The following is a 16,899-nucleotide window of genomic DNA, read 5'->3' as shown; positions in this document are numbered from 1 at the left end:
CATCCAGCAGCAGAGCGTCGCGACATGCGCAATCCCTGCGCCAGGAACTTGGGTGAATTCAGGGCAGCGATTTCAGCCGGTACAGTGCGTCCAGCGCTTCGCGCGGCGTCAACGCATCCGGATCGATTTCTTCCAGTGCGCGCTCGACTGCTGATGGCTGTGCGGGAGCGAACAGGCCGAGTTGCGGTGAAGCTTCGGCAGCGGGTTTGTTGATTGACGCGTGGTTGTGCGTGCCACGTTCAAGCTCGGCCAGGGTACGTCGCGCGTCGGCGATCACCGACTTTGGCAGGCCCGCGAGCGCGGCGACCTGCAGGCCGAAGCTGCGGTTTGCCGGGCCGTCCTTCACTGCATGCATGAACACCAGTTGCTCGCCGTATTCCACCGCGTCGAGATGCACGTTCGCGATCGCAGGGAACTCGCCGGCCAGTTCGGTCAGCTCGAAGTAATGCGTGGCGAACAATGTGTAGGCGCGGCTGTTGCGTGCCAGGTGCACGGCGGCAGCACGTGCGAGTGAAAGTCCATCGTAGGTGCTGGTACCGCGGCCCACCTCGTCCATCAGCACCAGGCTGTGCTCGGTGGCGTTGTGCAGGATGTTCGCCGTCTCGCTCATTTCCACCATGAAGGTGGACTGGCCGCGCGACAGGTCGTCGCCGGCGCCGATGCGGGTGAAGATGCGGTCGATCGGGCCGATCACCGCACCACTGGCCGGTACATAGCTGCCGATATGCGCGAGCAGCACGATCAACGCGTTCTGCCGCATGTACGTCGATTTGCCGCCCATGTTCGGGCCGGTGATCACCAGCATGCGGCGCGCGTCGCCGAGCTTGAGATCATTCGGTTCGAACGGCTCGTCGCGGACTTTCTCGACCACCGGGTGACGGCCACGCTCGATCGCGATACCTGGCTCATCGGTGAGTTCTGGCGCGCCCCAGTCCAGCGCTTCGGCGCGTTCGGCCAGCGTGGCGAGCACGTCGAGTTCGGCCATCGCATCGGCAGCAGCTTTCAGCGTCTCCAGCTTTTCCGTGAGTGTGTCGAGCAGCGCCTCATACAGCGCGCGTTCGCGCATCAGCGAGCGTTCCTTCGCCGACAGCACCTTGTCCTCGAACGTCTTCAGTTCCTCGGTGATGTAGCGCTCGGCGTTCTTCGTGGTCTGCCGGCGCGTGTAGTGCGTGGGTGCCTTGTCCGACTGCGCCTTGGTGATTTCGATGTAGTAGCCGTGCACGCGGTTGTAGCCAACCTTGAGCGTGCTGATGCCGCTGGCAGCCTTCTCACGCTCCTCCAGTTCGACCAGATACTGGTCGGCGTGGGTGGATAGCCGGCGCAGCTCGTCGAGTTCGGCGTCGTACTGATCGGCGATCACACCGCCGTCGCGCTGCAGCACCGGTGGCTGCGCCACGATGGCGCGAGCGAGCAGGGCGGCTGTCTCGGCGTGATCGCCGATGCGCTCGACCAGCGCGTGCAACAGCGGACTGTCCAATGTTGCGATCTGTTCGCGCAACATCGGTGCGGCGGCGAGGCCGTCGCGCAGGGTGGACAGATCACGTGGCCGCGCTGAGCGCAATGCGACGCGGGCGAGGATGCGTTCCAGGTCGCCGATACCGCGTAATTGTTCACGTAGTGATTCGTAGCGGCGACTGTCGATCAGCGTGCCGATCGCCTGATGGCGTCGACGCAGCAGTTCGCGCGAGCGCATCGGGCGATTCAGCCAGCGGCGCAGCAGGCGCGCGCCCATCGGCGTCACCGTCTCGTCCAGCACACCGAGCAAGGTATGTTCGGTGCGGCCGCTGGGGTGCGTGTCAAGCTCGAGATTGCGGCGCGTCGCCGCATCCAGTGCGATCGTCTCGCTGGCGCTTTCGACCGCCATGCCGCTGAGGTGAGGTAGTGCGCTTTTCTGGGTTTCCTCGACATAGCCGAGCAGGCAACCGGCTGCCGCGATCGCCAACGGCAGGTTGTCCACACCGAAACCACCGAGATCGCGCGTGCCGAAGAAACGGTTGAGCTCACGCTTTGCCGCATCGCTGTCGAAATGCCACGGTGGCCTCTTGCGCAGGCCGGGCAGGCTGCTGACCAGCTTCGGCCACGCCACGTCCTCGCCAATCAGCGTTTCCGCTGGCTGTAGCCGCGCCAGTTCGGCGGCCAGCGCTTCGGCATTCGGCACTTCGCTGAGCAGGAAGCGGCCGCTGGAGAGGTCGACCCAGGCCAGGCCATACGCACCATTCAACCCCGCTGCGATCGCCAGCAGCAGGTTGTCGCGACGCTCTTCCAGCAGGGCCGCGTCGGTGACCGTACCTGGCGTCACGATGCGCACGACCTTGCGTTCGACGATGCCCTTGGCCAGCGCCGGATCACCGATCTGCTCGCAGATCGCCACCGATTCGCCCAGCCGCACCAGTCGCGCAAGGTAATTTTCTGCCGCGTGATACGGCACGCCGGCCATCGGAATCGGCGCCCCGGCCGACTGCCCGCGCTGGGTCAGCGTGATGTCGAGCAGTCGCGCTGCCTTGCGCGCATCGTCATAGAACAACTCGTAGAAATCGCCCATGCGGAAGAACAGCAGCACCTCCGGATGTTCGGCTTTGGCCGAAAGGTACTGACGCATGAACGGGGTGTGCTGGGTCAGATCGTCTTGGCTCATGCAATACAAGTCTTGGCGTGGTCGCGCGTAACGGGTAAAACAGTGGCCCTGCGCGCGGCGCAAAGCTCATTCAAGTCTGGGAGTCTCGCATGGAGTTGTCATCCGTTCCTACCGATGCCGAGTTGCTGGTGCTGGCTGGCGAGGTAGCGACCGAGGTCGAGCAGCGCAAGCTGATGCTGGTGACGGCCGAGTCCTGCAGTGGCGGCTGGATCGCCAAGACGCTGACCGATCTGCCGGGAAGTTCGGCCTGGTTCGACGCTGGCGTGGTGACCTACAGCTACGAGGCGAAGGAGGCGTTGCTCGGGGTCAATCCGCGTACGCTGGAGCATGCTGGTGCAGTCAGCGAGGAAACCGTGCTGGAAATGGTTTCCGGTGCGCTGGCGCGCTTTGGGGCAGGCGTGGCGGTGGCAGTGACCGGGATAGCCGGACCATCGGGCGGCACGCCGGGCAAGCCGGTGGGCACGGTATGGATCGGCTGGAAACGCCGCGGTGGCTACGGACATGCGCGGCTGTTCCATTTTCCGGGCGATCGCGAGGCAGTCAGGCGGCAGACCGTGGCGGCCGCGCTCATCGGCCTGAGCAAAACGCTGACGGAATGAGCTGGCACGGGCGGTCAGGCTGGCTTGACCGGTATGGGATACTGCCGGTGTCCAGCCGATCTGACAGATCGCAGCCCGTGAGACCCGCTCCGGGCATCATGCTCACCATTAACAGACCAACCGGAATTCAAGACGATGGATGACAACAAGCGCAAGGCACTTACTTCCGCCCTCGGCCAGATCGAAAAGCAGTTCGGCAAGGGCGCGATCATGCGCATGGGCGACCGCGTCAACGAAGCGATCGAAACGGTCTCCACCGGCTCGCTCGGGCTGGACATCGCCCTCGGCGTCGGCGGCCTGCCGCGTGGCCGCGTGGTCGAGATCTACGGGCCGGAATCGTCCGGCAAGACCACCATGACCCTGCAGGCGATCGCCAGTTGCCAGCGCGCCGGCGGCACCGCCGCGTTCATCGATGCCGAGCATGCGCTCGACCCGACCTATGCGGAAAAGCTGGGCGTCAAGGTCGACGACTTGCTGGTGTCGCAGCCGGATACCGGCGAGCAGGCGCTGGAAATCGCCGACATGCTGGTGCGTTCGGGCGCGGTCGACATGGTCGTGGTCGACTCGGTCGCCGCGCTGACGCCGAAGGCCGAAATCGAAGGCGAGATGGGCGACTCCCACGTCGGCCTGCATGCCCGTCTGATGAGCCAGGCGCTGCGCAAGCTCACCGCCAACATCAAGAAGTCCGGCACCCTGGTCATCTTCATCAACCAGATCCGCATGAAGATCGGCGTGATGTTTGGCAGTCCGGAAACCACCACCGGCGGCAACGCGCTGAAGTTCTACGCCTCGGTACGCCTGGATATCCGTCGCATCGGCGCGGTGAAGAAGGGCGACGAGATCATCGGTTCGGAAACCCGCGTCAAGGTGGTCAAGAACAAGGTGGCGCCGCCCTTCCGCCAGGCCGAGTTCGAGATCCTTTACGGCGAGGGCACCTCGCGCGAAGGCGAGATCATCGAGCTGGGCGTGGCCCAGAACCTGATCGACAAATCCGGTGCCTGGTACAGCTACAACGGTGACCGCATCGGCCAGGGCAAGGAGAACGTGCGCCAGTTCCTGCGCGACAACCCGGCGATCACCAACGAGCTCGACAAGCTGCTGCGCGAGCGCCTGCTGGTACCGGTCGGCAAGCCTGCCGCCGCGGCACCGGAAGAGGCGCTCGAGGAAGCGTGAGCGGTGACTTGTAGCAGTCTGTTGCGGAAAACATGGCCCGGCTTGCCCGGGCCATGTCCGTTTGCATGTTCATGAAACGCCCGCCCGGCAAGGACGACCCGGCCAAGCCGAAGCGCAGCGCCTACGACAAGGCGCTTGGTCTGCTGGCGCGCCGTGAACACTCGCGCAAGGAGCTGAAAACCAAGCTGCGTCAGGGTGGTTACGAGGGCGAGGAAACCAGCGCCGCGGTCGACCGTCTCGGCGAGCAGCATTATCAGGATGACGACCGCTTTGCCGAAGTGCTGTTGCGCGGCCGGATCGCCCAGGGCTACGGCCCGATGCGGCTGCGCGTGGAGCTGAAAAGCCATGGTCTGGGCGATGCGCGCATTCGCGAGCTGCTGGACGCAGCCGAGGTCGACTGGGACGCTTCCGCCGCCGCCCAGCTGCGCCGCCGTTATGGCAAGGCAGGTGTAGCCGATGCCGCCGAGCGCACCCGTCGGGCGCAATTCCTCTTGCGCCGCGGCTTTGCCGCCGCCACAGTACGGAGTGTTACCCACGCCGATGTGGACGAAGCTGCCGACGAAGATTCCTGAAATCCATCATCCAGGGATGATGGATTGAGCGGTCGGGCGGCTCGCCCGCGGTGTGGCCTTCTACTGTCTGCCACCACGATCCGCATGAAAACCTCCGAAATCCGCGCCACCTTCCTCGACTACTTCCGCTCCAAGGGACACACTATCGTGCCGTCCAGCTCGCTGGTGCCGTCCAGCGACCCGACCCTGCTGTTCACCAACTCGGGCATGGTGCAGTTCAAGAACGTATTCCTCGGCAGCGAGAAACCTGGATACGTCCGGGCAGCGGACGTGCAGCGCTGCCTGCGTGCTGGCGGCAAGCACAACGATCTGGATGCGGTGGGCTATACCGCGCGCCACCACACGTTCTTCGAGATGCTCGGCAACTGGTCGTTCGGCGATTACTTCAAGCGCGATGCGATCATCTATGCATGGGAGCTGCTGACCGGCGTATTCAAGCTGCCGGCGGACAAGCTGTGGGTCACCGTCTATCACACCGACGACGAGGCGTTCGACATCTGGAACAAGGAAGTCGGTGTGCCGGCCGAGCGGATCGTGCGGATCGGCGACAACAAGGGGGCGCCGTTTGCTTCCGACAATTTCTGGCAGATGGCCGACACGGGTCCGTGCGGTCCGTGCACCGAGATTTTCTTCGATCACGGTGCCGACATCGCCGGTGGGCCGCCCGGTTCACCCGACGAGGATGGCGACCGCTACATCGAGATCTGGAACCTGGTGTTCATGCAGTTCGATCGTGCACCCGACGGTTCGCTGTCGCCGCTGCCGGCACCGTGCGTGGACACCGGCATGGGCCTGGAGCGACTCGCCGCGGTGCTGCAGCACGTGCACTCCAACTACGAGATCGACCTGTTCGAACACCTGATCTGTGTGGCGGGCGAGCTCACCGGCATCAGGGATCTGGCGAACAAGTCGCTGCGCGTGATCGCCGACCATATCCGCGCCTGCTCGTTCCTGATCGTCGACGGCGTGCTGCCGTCCAACGAAGGTCGCGGTTATGTGCTGCGCCGGATCATCCGCCGCGCCCTGCGGCATGGCTGGATGCTTGGCGTGCGCGGTGATTTCTTCTGGAAGATGGTCGCGCCGCTGGTCGAGGAAATGGGCGTGGCCTATCCGGAGCTGGCTGCGAAACAGGCCTTCGTCGAGGAAGCGCTGAGTGCCGAGGAACAGCGCTTCGGCGAGACGCTGGAACACGGCATGCGCCTGTTCGACGAAGTAGCTGGCAAATCCGCCAAGATCATTCCCGGCGCGGATGCCTTTCGCCTGTACGACACCTACGGTTTTCCGGTTGACCTCACTGCGGACATCGCGCGCGAGCGTGGCCTTGAAGTCGACATGGACGGTTTCGATCGGTCGATGAACGAGCAGCGCGAGCGCGCTCGCGCTGCCGGTCGCTTCGAGGCCAAAGGCCAGATGCCGGCTGAGCTGGCCAGCCAGTTGAAGCCCACGGTTTTCCTCGGTTACGAGGCGCTGTGCAGCCAGGACAGCAAGGTGCTTGGCATCGTGCGTGGCGGCAAGCAGATAGATCAGCTTGGTGAGGGCGAGGAAGGTCTGCTGATCCTCGACCGCACGCCGTTCTACGCCGAGTCGGGTGGCCAGGTCGGTGATACCGGTGAGCTGCTCAACGCGGCTGGCCGATTCGAAGTCAGCGACACGCTGAAGATGGGTGGCGTGTTCTTCGGTCACGCTGGCCGCTGGCAGGGCGCACAACCGTTGCGCACTGGCGACGTCGTCGAGGCCAGCGTGGACGCCTCGCGTCGCCAGGCGATCATCCTCAACCACTCGGCGACGCATCTGCTGCATGCAGCCTTGCGCAAGGTGCTCGGCGATCACGTGGCGCAGAAGGGTTCGCTGGTAGCGCCGGAGCGTCTGCGCTTCGACTTCTCGCACTTCAAGCCGATGAGTCACGACGAGCTGAGCCAGGTCGAGGCGATGGTCAATGCCGAGGTACGCCGTAATGCGGCCGCCGAAGTGCACAACATGGCTTACGACCAGGCGATCGAGTTCGGTGCGATGGCCTTGTTCGGCGAGAAGTATGGCGATGAAGTGCGTGTATTGAAGATGGGCGACTTCTCCACCGAGTTGTGCGGCGGCACCCATGTCGGCCGTACCGGTGACATCGGTCTGTTCAAGATCACCAGCGAGGCCGGCGTGGCTTCCGGCGTGCGCCGCATCGAGGCGGTAACCGGTGATGGCGCGCTGGCCTATGTGGCCGACGAGGAGCGTCGTCTGGGCGAGCTGTCGCAACTGCTTTCCAGCAGCGGCGACGACGCGGTGGAAAAATTGCGCCAGCTGTTCGACAAGCAAAAGAAGCTCGAACGCGAACTGGATTCACTGCGCAGCAAGGCGGCCGGTTCCGCCACCGCCGATCTGGCCGGTTCTGCCAAGGATGTCGGTGGCATCAAGGTAGTCGCTGCGCGGCTGGAAGGCCTCGACGCCAAGTCACTGCGCGACAGCGTGGATCAGCTCAAGCAGCAGCTGGGCGACTGCGTGATCCTGCTGGCCGGTGCGGCAGATGGCCGCGTCTCGCTGATCGCCGGCGTGCATGGCAAGGCACTCGGGCGGATCAAGGCTGGTAGTGTGGTTGCACATGTCGCTGCACAGATTGATGGCAAGGGTGGCGGCCGGCCTGACATGGCCCAGGGCGGTGGATCGGACGCGGCTGACCTGCCGGCTATCCTGGCGGCATTGCCGGATTGGATTGCCGCTCAGTGAACACAGCCTGCATAGGCTATTTGCCAGTACCCAGGCGCATTGCGCAGGGGAATCAGGCTCAGTTAGTATCGACGCAGTGTCGACGCTGCCGATAACGGTGGCGTCGCCAGTCAGGACGCTCAGGAGTGTTTTGGCTGTGAGCCGGGAAGGCGGTAGGGCCTTCGACGGATCAATCGTCGAACTGCAGATGGATGGCCTCAGGGGTGAGGTGCCGCCGATCTGCAGGCCTGTGACCAACAGCATTAATGGAGTAGGAAATCATGTTGATTCTGACCCGCAGGGTCGGTGAGACTCTGATGATCGGCGACGAGGTGACCGTTACCGTTCTGGGCGTGAAGGGCAATCAGGTGCGTATCGGTATCAATGCACCCAAGACGGTTGCTGTCCACCGCGAAGAAATCTATCAGCGAATCAAGGGCGAAACCGAAGGTGGCAGTGTGCCGGAAGGCTCTGCCGAGCACTGATCACAGTATTTAAGACTTTACCTTGACCGCGCCGGTCAGTATCCTTGCCGGCTCCGCAGCAATGCGGGAAAAACCCCGGAGAGATGCCCGAGTGGCCGAAGGGGCTCCCCTGCTAAGGGAGTATAGGGTCAAAAGCCTTATCGAGGGTTCGAATCCCTCTCTCTCCGCCAGATATGCAGATAAGCCCCTGAAATACGGGGCTTTTTTGTGGACTGAATTTTTCTACCCATGACTCTACCCAGGAAGAACATGTCCTTTGGGGTGCGTCGTTGCTGGGCAGGTGAAGCCGATCAAATTTGGTCCTGGCTCAGTATCAAAGGATGATACGCCTGCGAGTTGCCTATGTTCTGGAAGCTTCGCAAAGCCGAGAAGGCCCCCAAAAGGCTGCTGCGCATTCCGTGTCGCTATCCACGCAGGTGGTGACGTTCATGAGCAAGTCTGGCTGAGCTCATTGTGTAACCATAAGGCAGTATCGTCCTGCTGTAGCGGATCACCAGAGGCGTCGGCGGGGTGTAAGTTGCCAATCAAATGCTATTGCTCTTGCTCTGCTGTGCTCTTGCTAGACCGATTGGTCAGTGGGGATAGCCCGAGCTAGACCCACACCGCTCAATGAAGGCTCTTGCTTCGCTGTTGCTTGGGGGGAGGGGGGGTTAAAGAGAGGGTGGAGGGAGAGAGCGCGAGAGGGGGAGGCGGGAGAGAAGAAGGGGAGAGGCGAGACGCTTTAACTATCAGTGCTGGCTACTAAGCCAGCGCTCGACAAGGGATCGGGTCAACACCCGAACTCCTCGCAAGAGAGAAAGTGTGCGCGAGGCCACAGGCGAGCCGTGCGCTTTTTACAGACCGCCGTAGGCAAGGGCTGACAAGTAACCTTAGTCGCCAGCCGAAGAGCTGGCGACGACCGGTTTTATGCTGGCAAGCAAAAATCCGAAGGGATGGAGACATCTCACCCCAATCAGTCAATCCTGACACTGCAGGGGAGGTTCATGAGCAGAGAGCCAAGCATCGAGCGTGCCGAGCCAGAAGTGATACGAGGCGATCATTTCGATGAACCGTTTCGCTGACTGCCTAAGAGGCAAGAAATGGACAGTATCGGGCCGATCTCTTTTGCTGACACGCCGAGCACTGGCAACGCATTGACCTAGCTTGCCAAGGTCAGCTTTTTTCGTAGCGATGGCTGACCCACGACGTTGCTCAGGGCGTCTGAACAAAACACGGCGCACGTCAGGTGGTAATCCACTGCAGCCTGAGGATCAACTGCTTCCAACTGATCAGCCACCTGTTTGACAGTACCCTGACGATTTCCCGCTGAGTCATGGCACTGACCATCTAGGCCACACAAAGCGTCGTAGATCGGAAAGCCATCCTGATTGATCCCGCTCACTGGGATATCCGAATTACCGTTTTCACGCTTCATGGCGGCCAAGACAGCCAGCGGCTGAGTAGCCGACTGGCTCCACTGCGACGGTGGGTAAGTCGAAGGACGGCCAATGATGTTGCCTGCCTTGTCCGTACAGATCACATCGCACTTGTAGCCGTAACGATGGATGTCGACTTGACGAACATCCGTCATAGCGACCGATACCTGTTGCACCGTGCCCTGGTCGCCCAGTGTTTCATTGGAGCAACGGCCGTTGGCACAGGTAAGTGCATAGACCGGATAACCTTCGTGGTTGATAGCGGTGACCGTCAGCATAAGCTTGGAGCCGTTCTTAGCAGCTATCTGCCAGGCCACCTTGCTGTCGGTGGTTGCGAACGACAGGGGATGACCGTCCACGCCTGTACCGTCGGCTTCGATAGCGGGTAGATCCATGTCCTGCGCTGAGTCGGCCGCTGCGGCGGTAGCAGTCGGCTGTCGAACCGCATCGGATTGCACGGGCACGTTTACTGTGCCGGCCAGAGTAGCGGCGACCTGGGCCCTAGCGTCTTGGTCGGTGGTCCCATTGGTAGCAGGGCTGTTGTCCACTGGGACCGTTACATCACCGGATGCCGAGTTGGAGTTGATACTCTGGTAGCCAAGGAAGGCAACGGTAACGCAAATGACGATGACACACAGGAGGCTCAGTGTCCTAGTTTTCATTAAACTATTTTCCTTCAATGAGTCATTGGGAATGGATCGAGCGGTAGGTAACTCCGCATGACCGCCTGGCGTCGAAGCGAACACCGCGATGAACAACATCCTTCTTCGGTCGGAGTCAGCTGACCATTTGCGAAAGTGCATCAACTGTATCCGTCGCCGAATTCACGGCGACGGATGTTTTCTTTCACAGAACGCCATTCGGATTTGCAGCTGGCCCATTAAACTCAAATTTGTGGTTCGTACTGGGAATAATTGTTCATTGAGTTTTGGACGATCAGCTGAATTGCAGTTCCGACAGAGTTGTAGCCGTATGCAATATCATCGGTGTGGCCATCTTTGTGAACCATCTCAGCGCCTGCGTAGACTAAGCTGGGTGTGTTGTCATCGGCGACTGTCCACTGAAACAACTCATCTCCTCTGACGACGGGGTTCAGACCAATCGCTTGAATCTGCGCGCCGACACTCTTTTCTAAGTTCCTGAAATAGTCCTCTTTGCCAGCCGTTTCTTTTGCAAGCTCGTCTTGGTCAGACTTGATGAGGGCAGACACATCAACAATCCGGTTCTGTATTCCTGCCGTGTCATTCTTGTCTTGCTGAATACTTGCAGCACTCTGAGCTATGCCTGACTGCAGCAGTCCGATACTTCTTTGCAGCTCGTAGATGGCACTTTGACTGGCTGATGTGATCCCGTTTTCGTCTCTCGTCAGTTCCGCCGACGGCGCGCCATTCTGGCCAGCCTTGGTGGATAGCGAGAGATGCTCACTCGCATCTCTGGCGATGGTCGATAGATCTGCGTCGTTGAACGAGTCTGTTGGAAGGCTGGCGCTTACTCGATTTGTCGTGCTTATGATTGAGGTCACGTCCCCGGACTTCAGTGCCAACAATTCTTCGGACTGGTCTTGCAACTTGATCTTGTCAGCATCAACGTTGGCTTGGGCATCGGGATTCACGATGCCTGCGTTGAGCTCGGTCAGTTTCTTTTGCTCGCCGTCAATCTTGGTTTGCAGGGATGTCATCCCAGCAATGTAATTGCCTTCGAGGCCCTGGATAGTCCCCTGCAAGGCGGCCAACTTCTTATCGTCAAGCGATTTGTAGTAGTCCGCCACACCGCTTAGTTCGCAGCGATACTCGACGATCAGTCGGCCCCTGCCATCTTTGACCGTATCCCACTTCGTAGATGTGCAGATTTTTCGATGGTCGAACGCCTGCCCGATTTTGTAAGAGGGATCGGCCGGGAGAACGGCATTCTGTACTGCCGCTACTTTTCCTCCGGAGCAAGCGGCCAACGTCGAGGCGATGCCGAACAATAGTGCCTTCTGGCTGACTCTCAAGAGGATCACCCTTCCGGATGGGGGGCGACCGTGGTTATGCGCTGTCATGGATGGAATTCCTTTGCGTTAGTTTTAGCTTGGCCTTGCGATCCTTCGGTGATCACGATGTGGCACAGACGTACCCTTCGACTGGGTGGCGAGGCGGTATCCCCGCATAGCGGCTACCCGCCCCCCCAGCCAAGTAAGGGAAGCCACCACAACCGTCAGTGCCGCCAACCCCAGCACACTGCTGCCGGGGTTGACGTTGTCGTTGAACCAACTGAACACCAGCCAGGAGACGAAGCCGCCGCCTGTTCACAGCTATCTCGCGCGGCAGGATGACGCGAGGGCCGAAAGGCCCCCGTTATGGGGTATTACGCACTCGGTGTGGCCGCTGCACGCGTAGCCAGCAGGTGCTTGGCGTCGGTATAGATGAAGATCTTGCTGACGCTATAGAGCACTGTGGCAAGGATCAGCAACTGATCGTCAGTGCTGATGGCCACGAATAGAACGACTGCCTGGACGAGCCATGTGATGTACTTGGTGTAGACATTGCCGCGCATGATGCCGTCGGCAGTGTTGTTCACGAACTTCTTGTAGAGCGAACCCAGCTTCGTGCTGGCGAATAGCTTGCGGCCAAGCAGGCCTACAAACGTGTAGACACATAGAGCGATGTAAACCCATTCGACGATCAAACTGATGGCGTTGTTGTCCATGATATTTCTCCGTAGCAAAGTTGATGGTTGGCTATGTCTAGTGCGGACTCGTTACAACGGCCCGCAACGAATACGTTCGCTTGAAACGATTCTTCATCGCTTCCCCCTGATTGATCTGCGACTTTGTGTTTGAGGTCATCTCAGCGCGATCCAAGAATACCTATTAAATAGATATAAATCCTGAATTACCTATAACCGTTACTCAGGTATAGCTTTATTGACCGTCCCATCCAGGTCCGGTCATGAAGCGAACATCTCTCTACAGTGAGCGCCACGCAGTGCTGGTCGAATACCTGCGCGAGCTGAGGGTGCTTCGCCACCTCACTCAAGCGGAGGTGGCTGAAGCCATCGGAAGACCCCAGACCTACGTATCCGATGTTGAGAAGGGCAAGCGTGGCCTGGACTTGCTGCAAATACTCGATCTTTGCGACGCCTACGACTTGCCGTTTCCCACGTTTTCAGCCGAGCTAGACGTGCGCTTGAAAAAGCTTGAGAAACCCTCCAAACGCGGACGCCACAAGGCGAGCAAGTCCTGAGCTGGCGCGAACCATGGGCTGACCAATGTTTGGGTGCCTCGCACAGATATGCGCCCGAGCGTCAGGCAGGTCACCCACTTCCTCTCAAGCGAGCAGTTTCAACGCTTCATCCCACGCCTTTTGCTTTAGCGCCGCGCCTTGGCCGAACCAGGCCGCGTCGAGGCGATGATCATCGCTGCGAGCGCGGCGATGGTGATCAACGAACTCCGTCACGCTGTTCACTAAGCCCCAGGCCGTACCAGTCGCCGAGGCGAGGTCCGAACCCTTCCCACGCCCTGCGAAGAGCTCCCGCACCGACTTGACCGCACGATCATTGACGACGGTGGCGCCGCGCTCTGCGACGATCGCTGCCGGGTAGGTCAGCACGCGCTGCAGGAAGGCCTCCGTGGTCTTCGCATTGACTCTGCACTCCGAGAGCGCCTTCATCTGAGTGATGAAGTCGTCCCACGACGCAATGGCAATGCCGAGCTGGCGCTTGACCGCCTGGGCGTCGAACTGACTGCGGTGTGGCACCTTCACGGCGCCTGCGCCGTTTGCCAGGGCGATGGCCAGAGTGTTGTTGCACACCACCCGAACTGAAGTGAATTGCGCTGTTGTTGCCAAGGTGCCGTCGCAGGCCGTGGCTAGCAACAGATAGCCGTTGACCTGGTCGCGGCCCTTGAGCGACACGGTCTGGCCGGTACGGGCGAGCGCCCAGAACTTTCGGCCCTCCTTCAGGACGCCAGCGGTCTCCAGTTCGAAGCCACCGATGTCTGTGAGGTCGCGATAGAACTCCAAAATCTCGGCCGGCTGCACTACCTGGTAGCGTTTGGACACGATTGCCAGCGGGGCCATGGTGTCAGAGCGGTACAAGACCTTTTGCTCAGGGAATGTGCGAATGGTACCGGCATCGCATGCGGCGAAACGCACGTCCGCCGCCTCAATACGCCAGTTCATGCCGGCCTGCTCGGCCCAGACTTCGAGCGGCTGATCGCGGGCCAGCTGTTGACCCAAGCCGTGCCAGGGAACTTCGTTGACGTAGGCCATGGTTTGTACGAGATGCATGACAAAACTCCTTTTTGGACAGATGAACGCATAGAGCCCGGCCGAAACCGGGCTCTATGCGTGATGGAAGGAAAAGAGAGAGGTGATCTGACTCGATGTCTCGGTCAGCTCAGGAGCCTGCTTGGTGCGAAGTCCGCAACGTCAAGCGCGCAATTCGTGGGATGCAGACAACGTCTTCCACAGCCCCGTGAAGAGCAGACAGATCCACCGTCTCGACACTTAGGCCACGCGCAGGCGTTGCTCAGATTGCCGACCCATATGAAATAGTGACCTACAGTTGGCCATCAAGAACACGCACGACCGTGAGCGCTGCGGGAGGTGGCCCAGCATGTTGCGACCGGCAGAAGTCGACCCATAGCGGACCTTTCGGGATGGCCTAAGTAGGCCAATAGCAGCAGGTGACCTGCACCAGCACGTTGTTCAGACCTTACCGGAAAGCTGTTCAGCCACCACCGTAATCCGCTCCCTGTCCAGAACCAACTCAGGTGCCAGCATCAACAGGCATAGGTGATCAGCTCAAACCGGCACGCTGTACATTCGCCACCGGCACCCGCACTGACCTTCAAAGGCACCCTAGGTGGTGTCCGTCGCCATTAGGCTGTCGGATGGAAGACAATGGCGACCACCGGTATGTATTTGGACAACCTACGGCAGCGCACATGAGCGTGGTCGGTAGCACATTGATAAAGGGATGCGATGGCTAACACGTTGCGCGTCGATGTCTGCTACCGACCTTTACGGATTGGGTGGGCAGTGCGGCAAGGGGATATGGGAGCTATTCGACAGGCCGTGAGGTATTCGCATGCGCTATGGGGCGGCCGGTTCAATCCCATCCTCGTGGTGGATCACGTCGAGGAGGCCAGTCAGGTAGTCGAGCTATTCCGGTTGGATTTGATCTGGCCACTTGGCAGCAGCCAGGAGGTCAAGGACTTCTGCGCGAAGTTTTCCCATCTCATCTCGCCGTTTCATAGCGACTCGATCTTCGTCAAACAAGCACAGTGGAAGAATTTCTCGTGGGTCCTTGATATTGCCAATGCGCTATCGCATTGGCACATGAAACCGGAATGGAAGTTCTTCAAAGACGAAGGGCTTCGCTCGTACGAATGGGAGGCAGGCGAGCCACTTGCGGACGTGTTTCTGATGCAGTTTGGAGGCTATCCAAGTGCCGAAGAAGTGGGGGTGGACTATGCCGCCATGGTTTCGAGGGTGGCCGAACCCATAACGGTCGCCTTGACACCGCAAACCAGTCTCCCCATGGACGTTATGGAACATCCAACCTTGGCGAGCCTTGGGCGATTTGGCATCGACCGGCATCATACCGTCCGACCTGGTTGGGACGCGCCTGGTTTCTTTATCGGCGACGCTAACGAACCCGATGATCTTGTGGCCTATTGGAATATTCGCGCATGCGACATTCCTCTATGGTTTATCGATCGTGCACAACAGCACCGCTATGCCGATGTGATTCCTCCTTTGGAACAGGCGATGCGCGGCATGGTAGAGCACCGGCACGAATCGAATCGCCATTTGGGCCTCTGGTCAAGACAGCAGATTGACACCGCAGGAACACCGTTTGCCGATATGCAGTTGATGCATTGCCAGATTCAAGATCATTTCTGGAGTGGAGGGGCGGTTCGGGCGCCGATGATGTATTTCGGACAGGTGTCGACATTGGGAGTCATGGGTGATTCCAATGGTGTTCCTCTCGTGAACTTTGCGCTCGCCGATAAGCCATTTGATGGTGATCCGTACTATCGCCAGCAGCACTTGGTTGCGTCGATTTCGTTTATTGGAGGTCTTTACGGCGACGAGCAGAATACGTTCGATGTGCCGTACGTGCCAGAGCTCAACGAGTTTTACGCGCGTACCATGCATTTCGAATACGACAAGTTTCGCATTGAACCGGAAAGGGTCGGCCTAGTCATTGGTGCTTCTGATAACGATTCCTTTCTTACGGCGATGCCGGTTGCCGACTTGCTGAAGCGTATCTTTTTGATGGCAGGATTGGAGAGCAAGTTGAGTAATAGTGGACGCATCGTGCGTCAGCTCTTGACTCAATTGGATGGCCTCCAGGGTGCGCGCGTTTTCAAGATTCCAGGCGTCAGGCAGTTGCTAAAAAAGTTCAGGTTACGTGACACGTTTTCCCGCAACACCGCACGCGACCTCATCATCGATAAGACACCGGAACAGCCGAACGGCACGTTTTCACCGCATGCGGATCTCTTTCTTGGCCCACGTCCACTGCACAGCAAGCTGACGCCGTATGGCGCATTCGATTTCATGGTTGGCAAAGGGTTATTCCGTATCGGTATGGATCTGGACTGCCCGAAGTGCGGCATGTCGAGCTGGATTTCGCTCGATATGCTCAAGCAAGAAATAGCGTGCGAACTTTGTGGCAACGAATACGACGCGACGCACCAACTTCTTGGCAGCAACGGCTGGCACTTTCGCCGGTCAGGCGTGCTCGGCGCCGAACGCAACGCTCAGGGAGCGGTGCCTGTGGCCTTAACTCTGCAGCAACTGGCCGCAAACCTTGATCATTTGCTGAATCGCGGTATGTATTCACCGTCGCTGGACGTGAAGTCAAATGCAGGTGCTGAACCACTGTGTTGCGAGGTCGATTTCGTTTGGCTAGAGAAAGGGCATCGTGCGGAAGCGGAACGAACGGCGGTAATTTTCGCAGAGTGCAAGGACCAGGGCCCGATCAAGCCCGACGAGTTTCAGCGTGATGTGGAAAACTTACGTCGTGTCGCCGGCGCCTTTCCCAAGGATCGATTCGAGGTCTTTCTGCTGTTTGTAAAGCTTGCGCCGTTTACGACTGGCGAAATTGCGATGGCACGTGCATTAAATGGACCCTTTCACCGGCGCGTAATTCTGCTGACTGCACGTGAACTTGAAACTCACCGTTTATTTGAGTGGCTCAAAGTAGAGCAGGGCAGGGAGGTCTATTGCTCGTCCCCTCAGGACCTTGCGAATGTGACGGCTCAGCTTTACTTCACAGACCCTCCAGTCAACGAAGATCAGCCAGGTGCTGCACCATAGCAATACCAAAGTCCTTAAA

At 59.7% G+C, this 16,899-nt stretch carries 12 protein-coding genes and 1 tRNA gene; 8 read left to right on the top strand and 5 right to left on the bottom strand.

The features are described 5' to 3' along the window. Positions 1–58 precede the first annotated feature (58 nt). Positions 59–2,635, bottom strand: coding sequence for a DNA mismatch repair protein MutS (gene mutS, locus GSQ75_RS14170; RefSeq protein WP_158755507.1), 2,577 nt, complete (start codon positions 2,633–2,635; stop codon positions 59–61). Positions 2,636–2,724: 89 nt separating this feature from the next. Between mutS and GSQ75_RS14165 the strand changes: the two genes are divergently transcribed. The 6 genes from GSQ75_RS14165 (at position 2,725) to GSQ75_RS14140 (ending at position 8,325) form a co-directional block, all read left to right on the top strand. After that, positions 2,725–3,234: a CinA family protein gene (locus GSQ75_RS14165; RefSeq protein WP_158755506.1), complete on the top strand. Its 510-nt coding sequence runs from the start codon at positions 2,725–2,727 to the stop codon at positions 3,232–3,234. Between the two features lie 135 nt (positions 3,235–3,369). Further along, a complete protein-coding gene (gene recA / locus GSQ75_RS14160; protein ID WP_077517076.1) occupies positions 3,370–4,407 on the top strand; it encodes a recombinase RecA in 1,038 nt (345 codons plus the stop codon). Positions 4,408–4,439: 32 nt separating this feature from the next. After that, positions 4,440–4,979 (top strand): regulatory protein RecX, encoded by a 540-nt coding sequence (locus GSQ75_RS14155; RefSeq protein WP_158755505.1) that lies wholly within the window; start codon positions 4,440–4,442, stop codon positions 4,977–4,979. 84 nt (positions 4,980–5,063) lie between these two features. Further along, positions 5,064–7,691 (top strand): alanine--tRNA ligase, encoded by a 2,628-nt coding sequence (gene alaS / locus GSQ75_RS14150; RefSeq protein WP_158755504.1) that lies wholly within the window; start codon positions 5,064–5,066, stop codon positions 7,689–7,691. Between the two features lie 260 nt (positions 7,692–7,951). Next, positions 7,952–8,155 carry a carbon storage regulator CsrA gene (gene csrA / locus GSQ75_RS14145; protein WP_158755503.1) on the top strand — a complete coding sequence of 68 codons (204 nt, stop codon included), beginning with the start codon at positions 7,952–7,954 and terminating at the stop codon, positions 8,153–8,155. A 77-nt stretch (positions 8,156–8,232) separates the two neighbouring features. Further along, positions 8,233–8,325: transfer RNA gene (locus tag GSQ75_RS14140), tRNA-Ser, on the top strand. A gap of 968 nt (positions 8,326–9,293) precedes the next feature. On the opposite strand, the gene GSQ75_RS14135 is transcribed toward GSQ75_RS14140, so the two are convergent. From GSQ75_RS14135 to GSQ75_RS14125, 3 genes are all read right to left on the bottom strand, one after another. After that, a complete protein-coding gene (locus tag GSQ75_RS14135; RefSeq protein WP_158755502.1) occupies positions 9,294–10,373 on the bottom strand; it encodes a hypothetical protein in 1,080 nt (359 codons plus the stop codon). Positions 10,374–10,456: 83 nt separating this feature from the next. Beyond that, positions 10,457–11,611 (bottom strand): hypothetical protein, encoded by a 1,155-nt coding sequence (locus tag GSQ75_RS14130; RefSeq protein WP_158755501.1) that lies wholly within the window; start codon positions 11,609–11,611, stop codon positions 10,457–10,459. Between the two features lie 305 nt (positions 11,612–11,916). Further along, a complete protein-coding gene (locus GSQ75_RS14125) occupies positions 11,917–12,258 on the bottom strand; it encodes a hypothetical protein (protein WP_158755500.1) in 342 nt (113 codons plus the stop codon). Between the two features lie 242 nt (positions 12,259–12,500). On the opposite strand from GSQ75_RS14125, the gene GSQ75_RS14120 reads away from it, so the two are divergent. Further along, positions 12,501–12,794 (top strand): helix-turn-helix transcriptional regulator, encoded by a 294-nt coding sequence (locus GSQ75_RS14120; RefSeq protein ID WP_158755499.1) that lies wholly within the window; start codon positions 12,501–12,503, stop codon positions 12,792–12,794. 84 nt (positions 12,795–12,878) lie between these two features. On the opposite strand, the gene GSQ75_RS14115 is transcribed toward GSQ75_RS14120, so the two are convergent. After that, complete coding sequence (locus GSQ75_RS14115; RefSeq protein ID WP_158755498.1) at positions 12,879–13,838, bottom strand: DUF932 domain-containing protein; 960 nt, start codon at positions 13,836–13,838, stop codon at positions 12,879–12,881. A gap of 696 nt (positions 13,839–14,534) precedes the next feature. Between GSQ75_RS14115 and GSQ75_RS14110 the strand changes: the two genes are divergently transcribed. After that, on the top strand, positions 14,535–16,880 hold the full coding sequence (locus tag GSQ75_RS14110; RefSeq protein WP_158755497.1) for a hypothetical protein: 2,346 nt from the start codon (positions 14,535–14,537) through the stop codon (positions 16,878–16,880). Positions 16,881–16,899 lie beyond the last annotated feature (19 nt).

Origin of the sequence: Dyella sp. S184 (assembly GCF_009766065.1) — a bacterium.
Lineage (GTDB): Bacteria > Pseudomonadota > Gammaproteobacteria > Xanthomonadales > Rhodanobacteraceae > Rhodanobacter.
Note: the sequence above shows the minus strand (reverse complement) of the source record. Positions and strands in the feature narration are given on the sequence as shown.

What these genes read in the sequence shown, in the direction of transcription:
- mutS (WP_158755507.1), bottom strand. Translation starts at nt 2,635, where the DNA reads ATGAGCCAAGACGATCTGACCCAGCACACCCCGTTCATGCGTCAGTAC.
- GSQ75_RS14165 (WP_158755506.1), top strand. Translation starts at nt 2,725, where the DNA reads ATGGAGTTGTCATCCGTTCCTACCGATGCCGAGTTGCTGGTGCTGGCT.
- recA (WP_077517076.1), top strand. Translation starts at nt 3,370, where the DNA reads ATGGATGACAACAAGCGCAAGGCACTTACTTCCGCCCTCGGCCAGATC.
- GSQ75_RS14155 (WP_158755505.1), top strand. Translation starts at nt 4,440, where the DNA reads ATGGCCCGGCTTGCCCGGGCCATGTCCGTTTGCATGTTCATGAAACGC.
- alaS (WP_158755504.1), top strand. Translation starts at nt 5,064, where the DNA reads ATGAAAACCTCCGAAATCCGCGCCACCTTCCTCGACTACTTCCGCTCC.
- csrA (WP_158755503.1), top strand. Translation starts at nt 7,952, where the DNA reads ATGTTGATTCTGACCCGCAGGGTCGGTGAGACTCTGATGATCGGCGAC.
- GSQ75_RS14135 (WP_158755502.1), bottom strand. Translation starts at nt 10,373, where the DNA reads ATGCACTTTCGCAAATGGTCAGCTGACTCCGACCGAAGAAGGATGTTG.
- GSQ75_RS14130 (WP_158755501.1), bottom strand. Translation starts at nt 11,611, where the DNA reads ATGACAGCGCATAACCACGGTCGCCCCCCATCCGGAAGGGTGATCCTC.
- GSQ75_RS14125 (WP_158755500.1), bottom strand. Translation starts at nt 12,258, where the DNA reads ATGGACAACAACGCCATCAGTTTGATCGTCGAATGGGTTTACATCGCT.
- GSQ75_RS14120 (WP_158755499.1), top strand. Translation starts at nt 12,501, where the DNA reads ATGAAGCGAACATCTCTCTACAGTGAGCGCCACGCAGTGCTGGTCGAA.
- GSQ75_RS14115 (WP_158755498.1), bottom strand. Translation starts at nt 13,838, where the DNA reads ATGCATCTCGTACAAACCATGGCCTACGTCAACGAAGTTCCCTGGCAC.
- GSQ75_RS14110 (WP_158755497.1), top strand. Translation starts at nt 14,535, where the DNA reads ATGGCTAACACGTTGCGCGTCGATGTCTGCTACCGACCTTTACGGATT.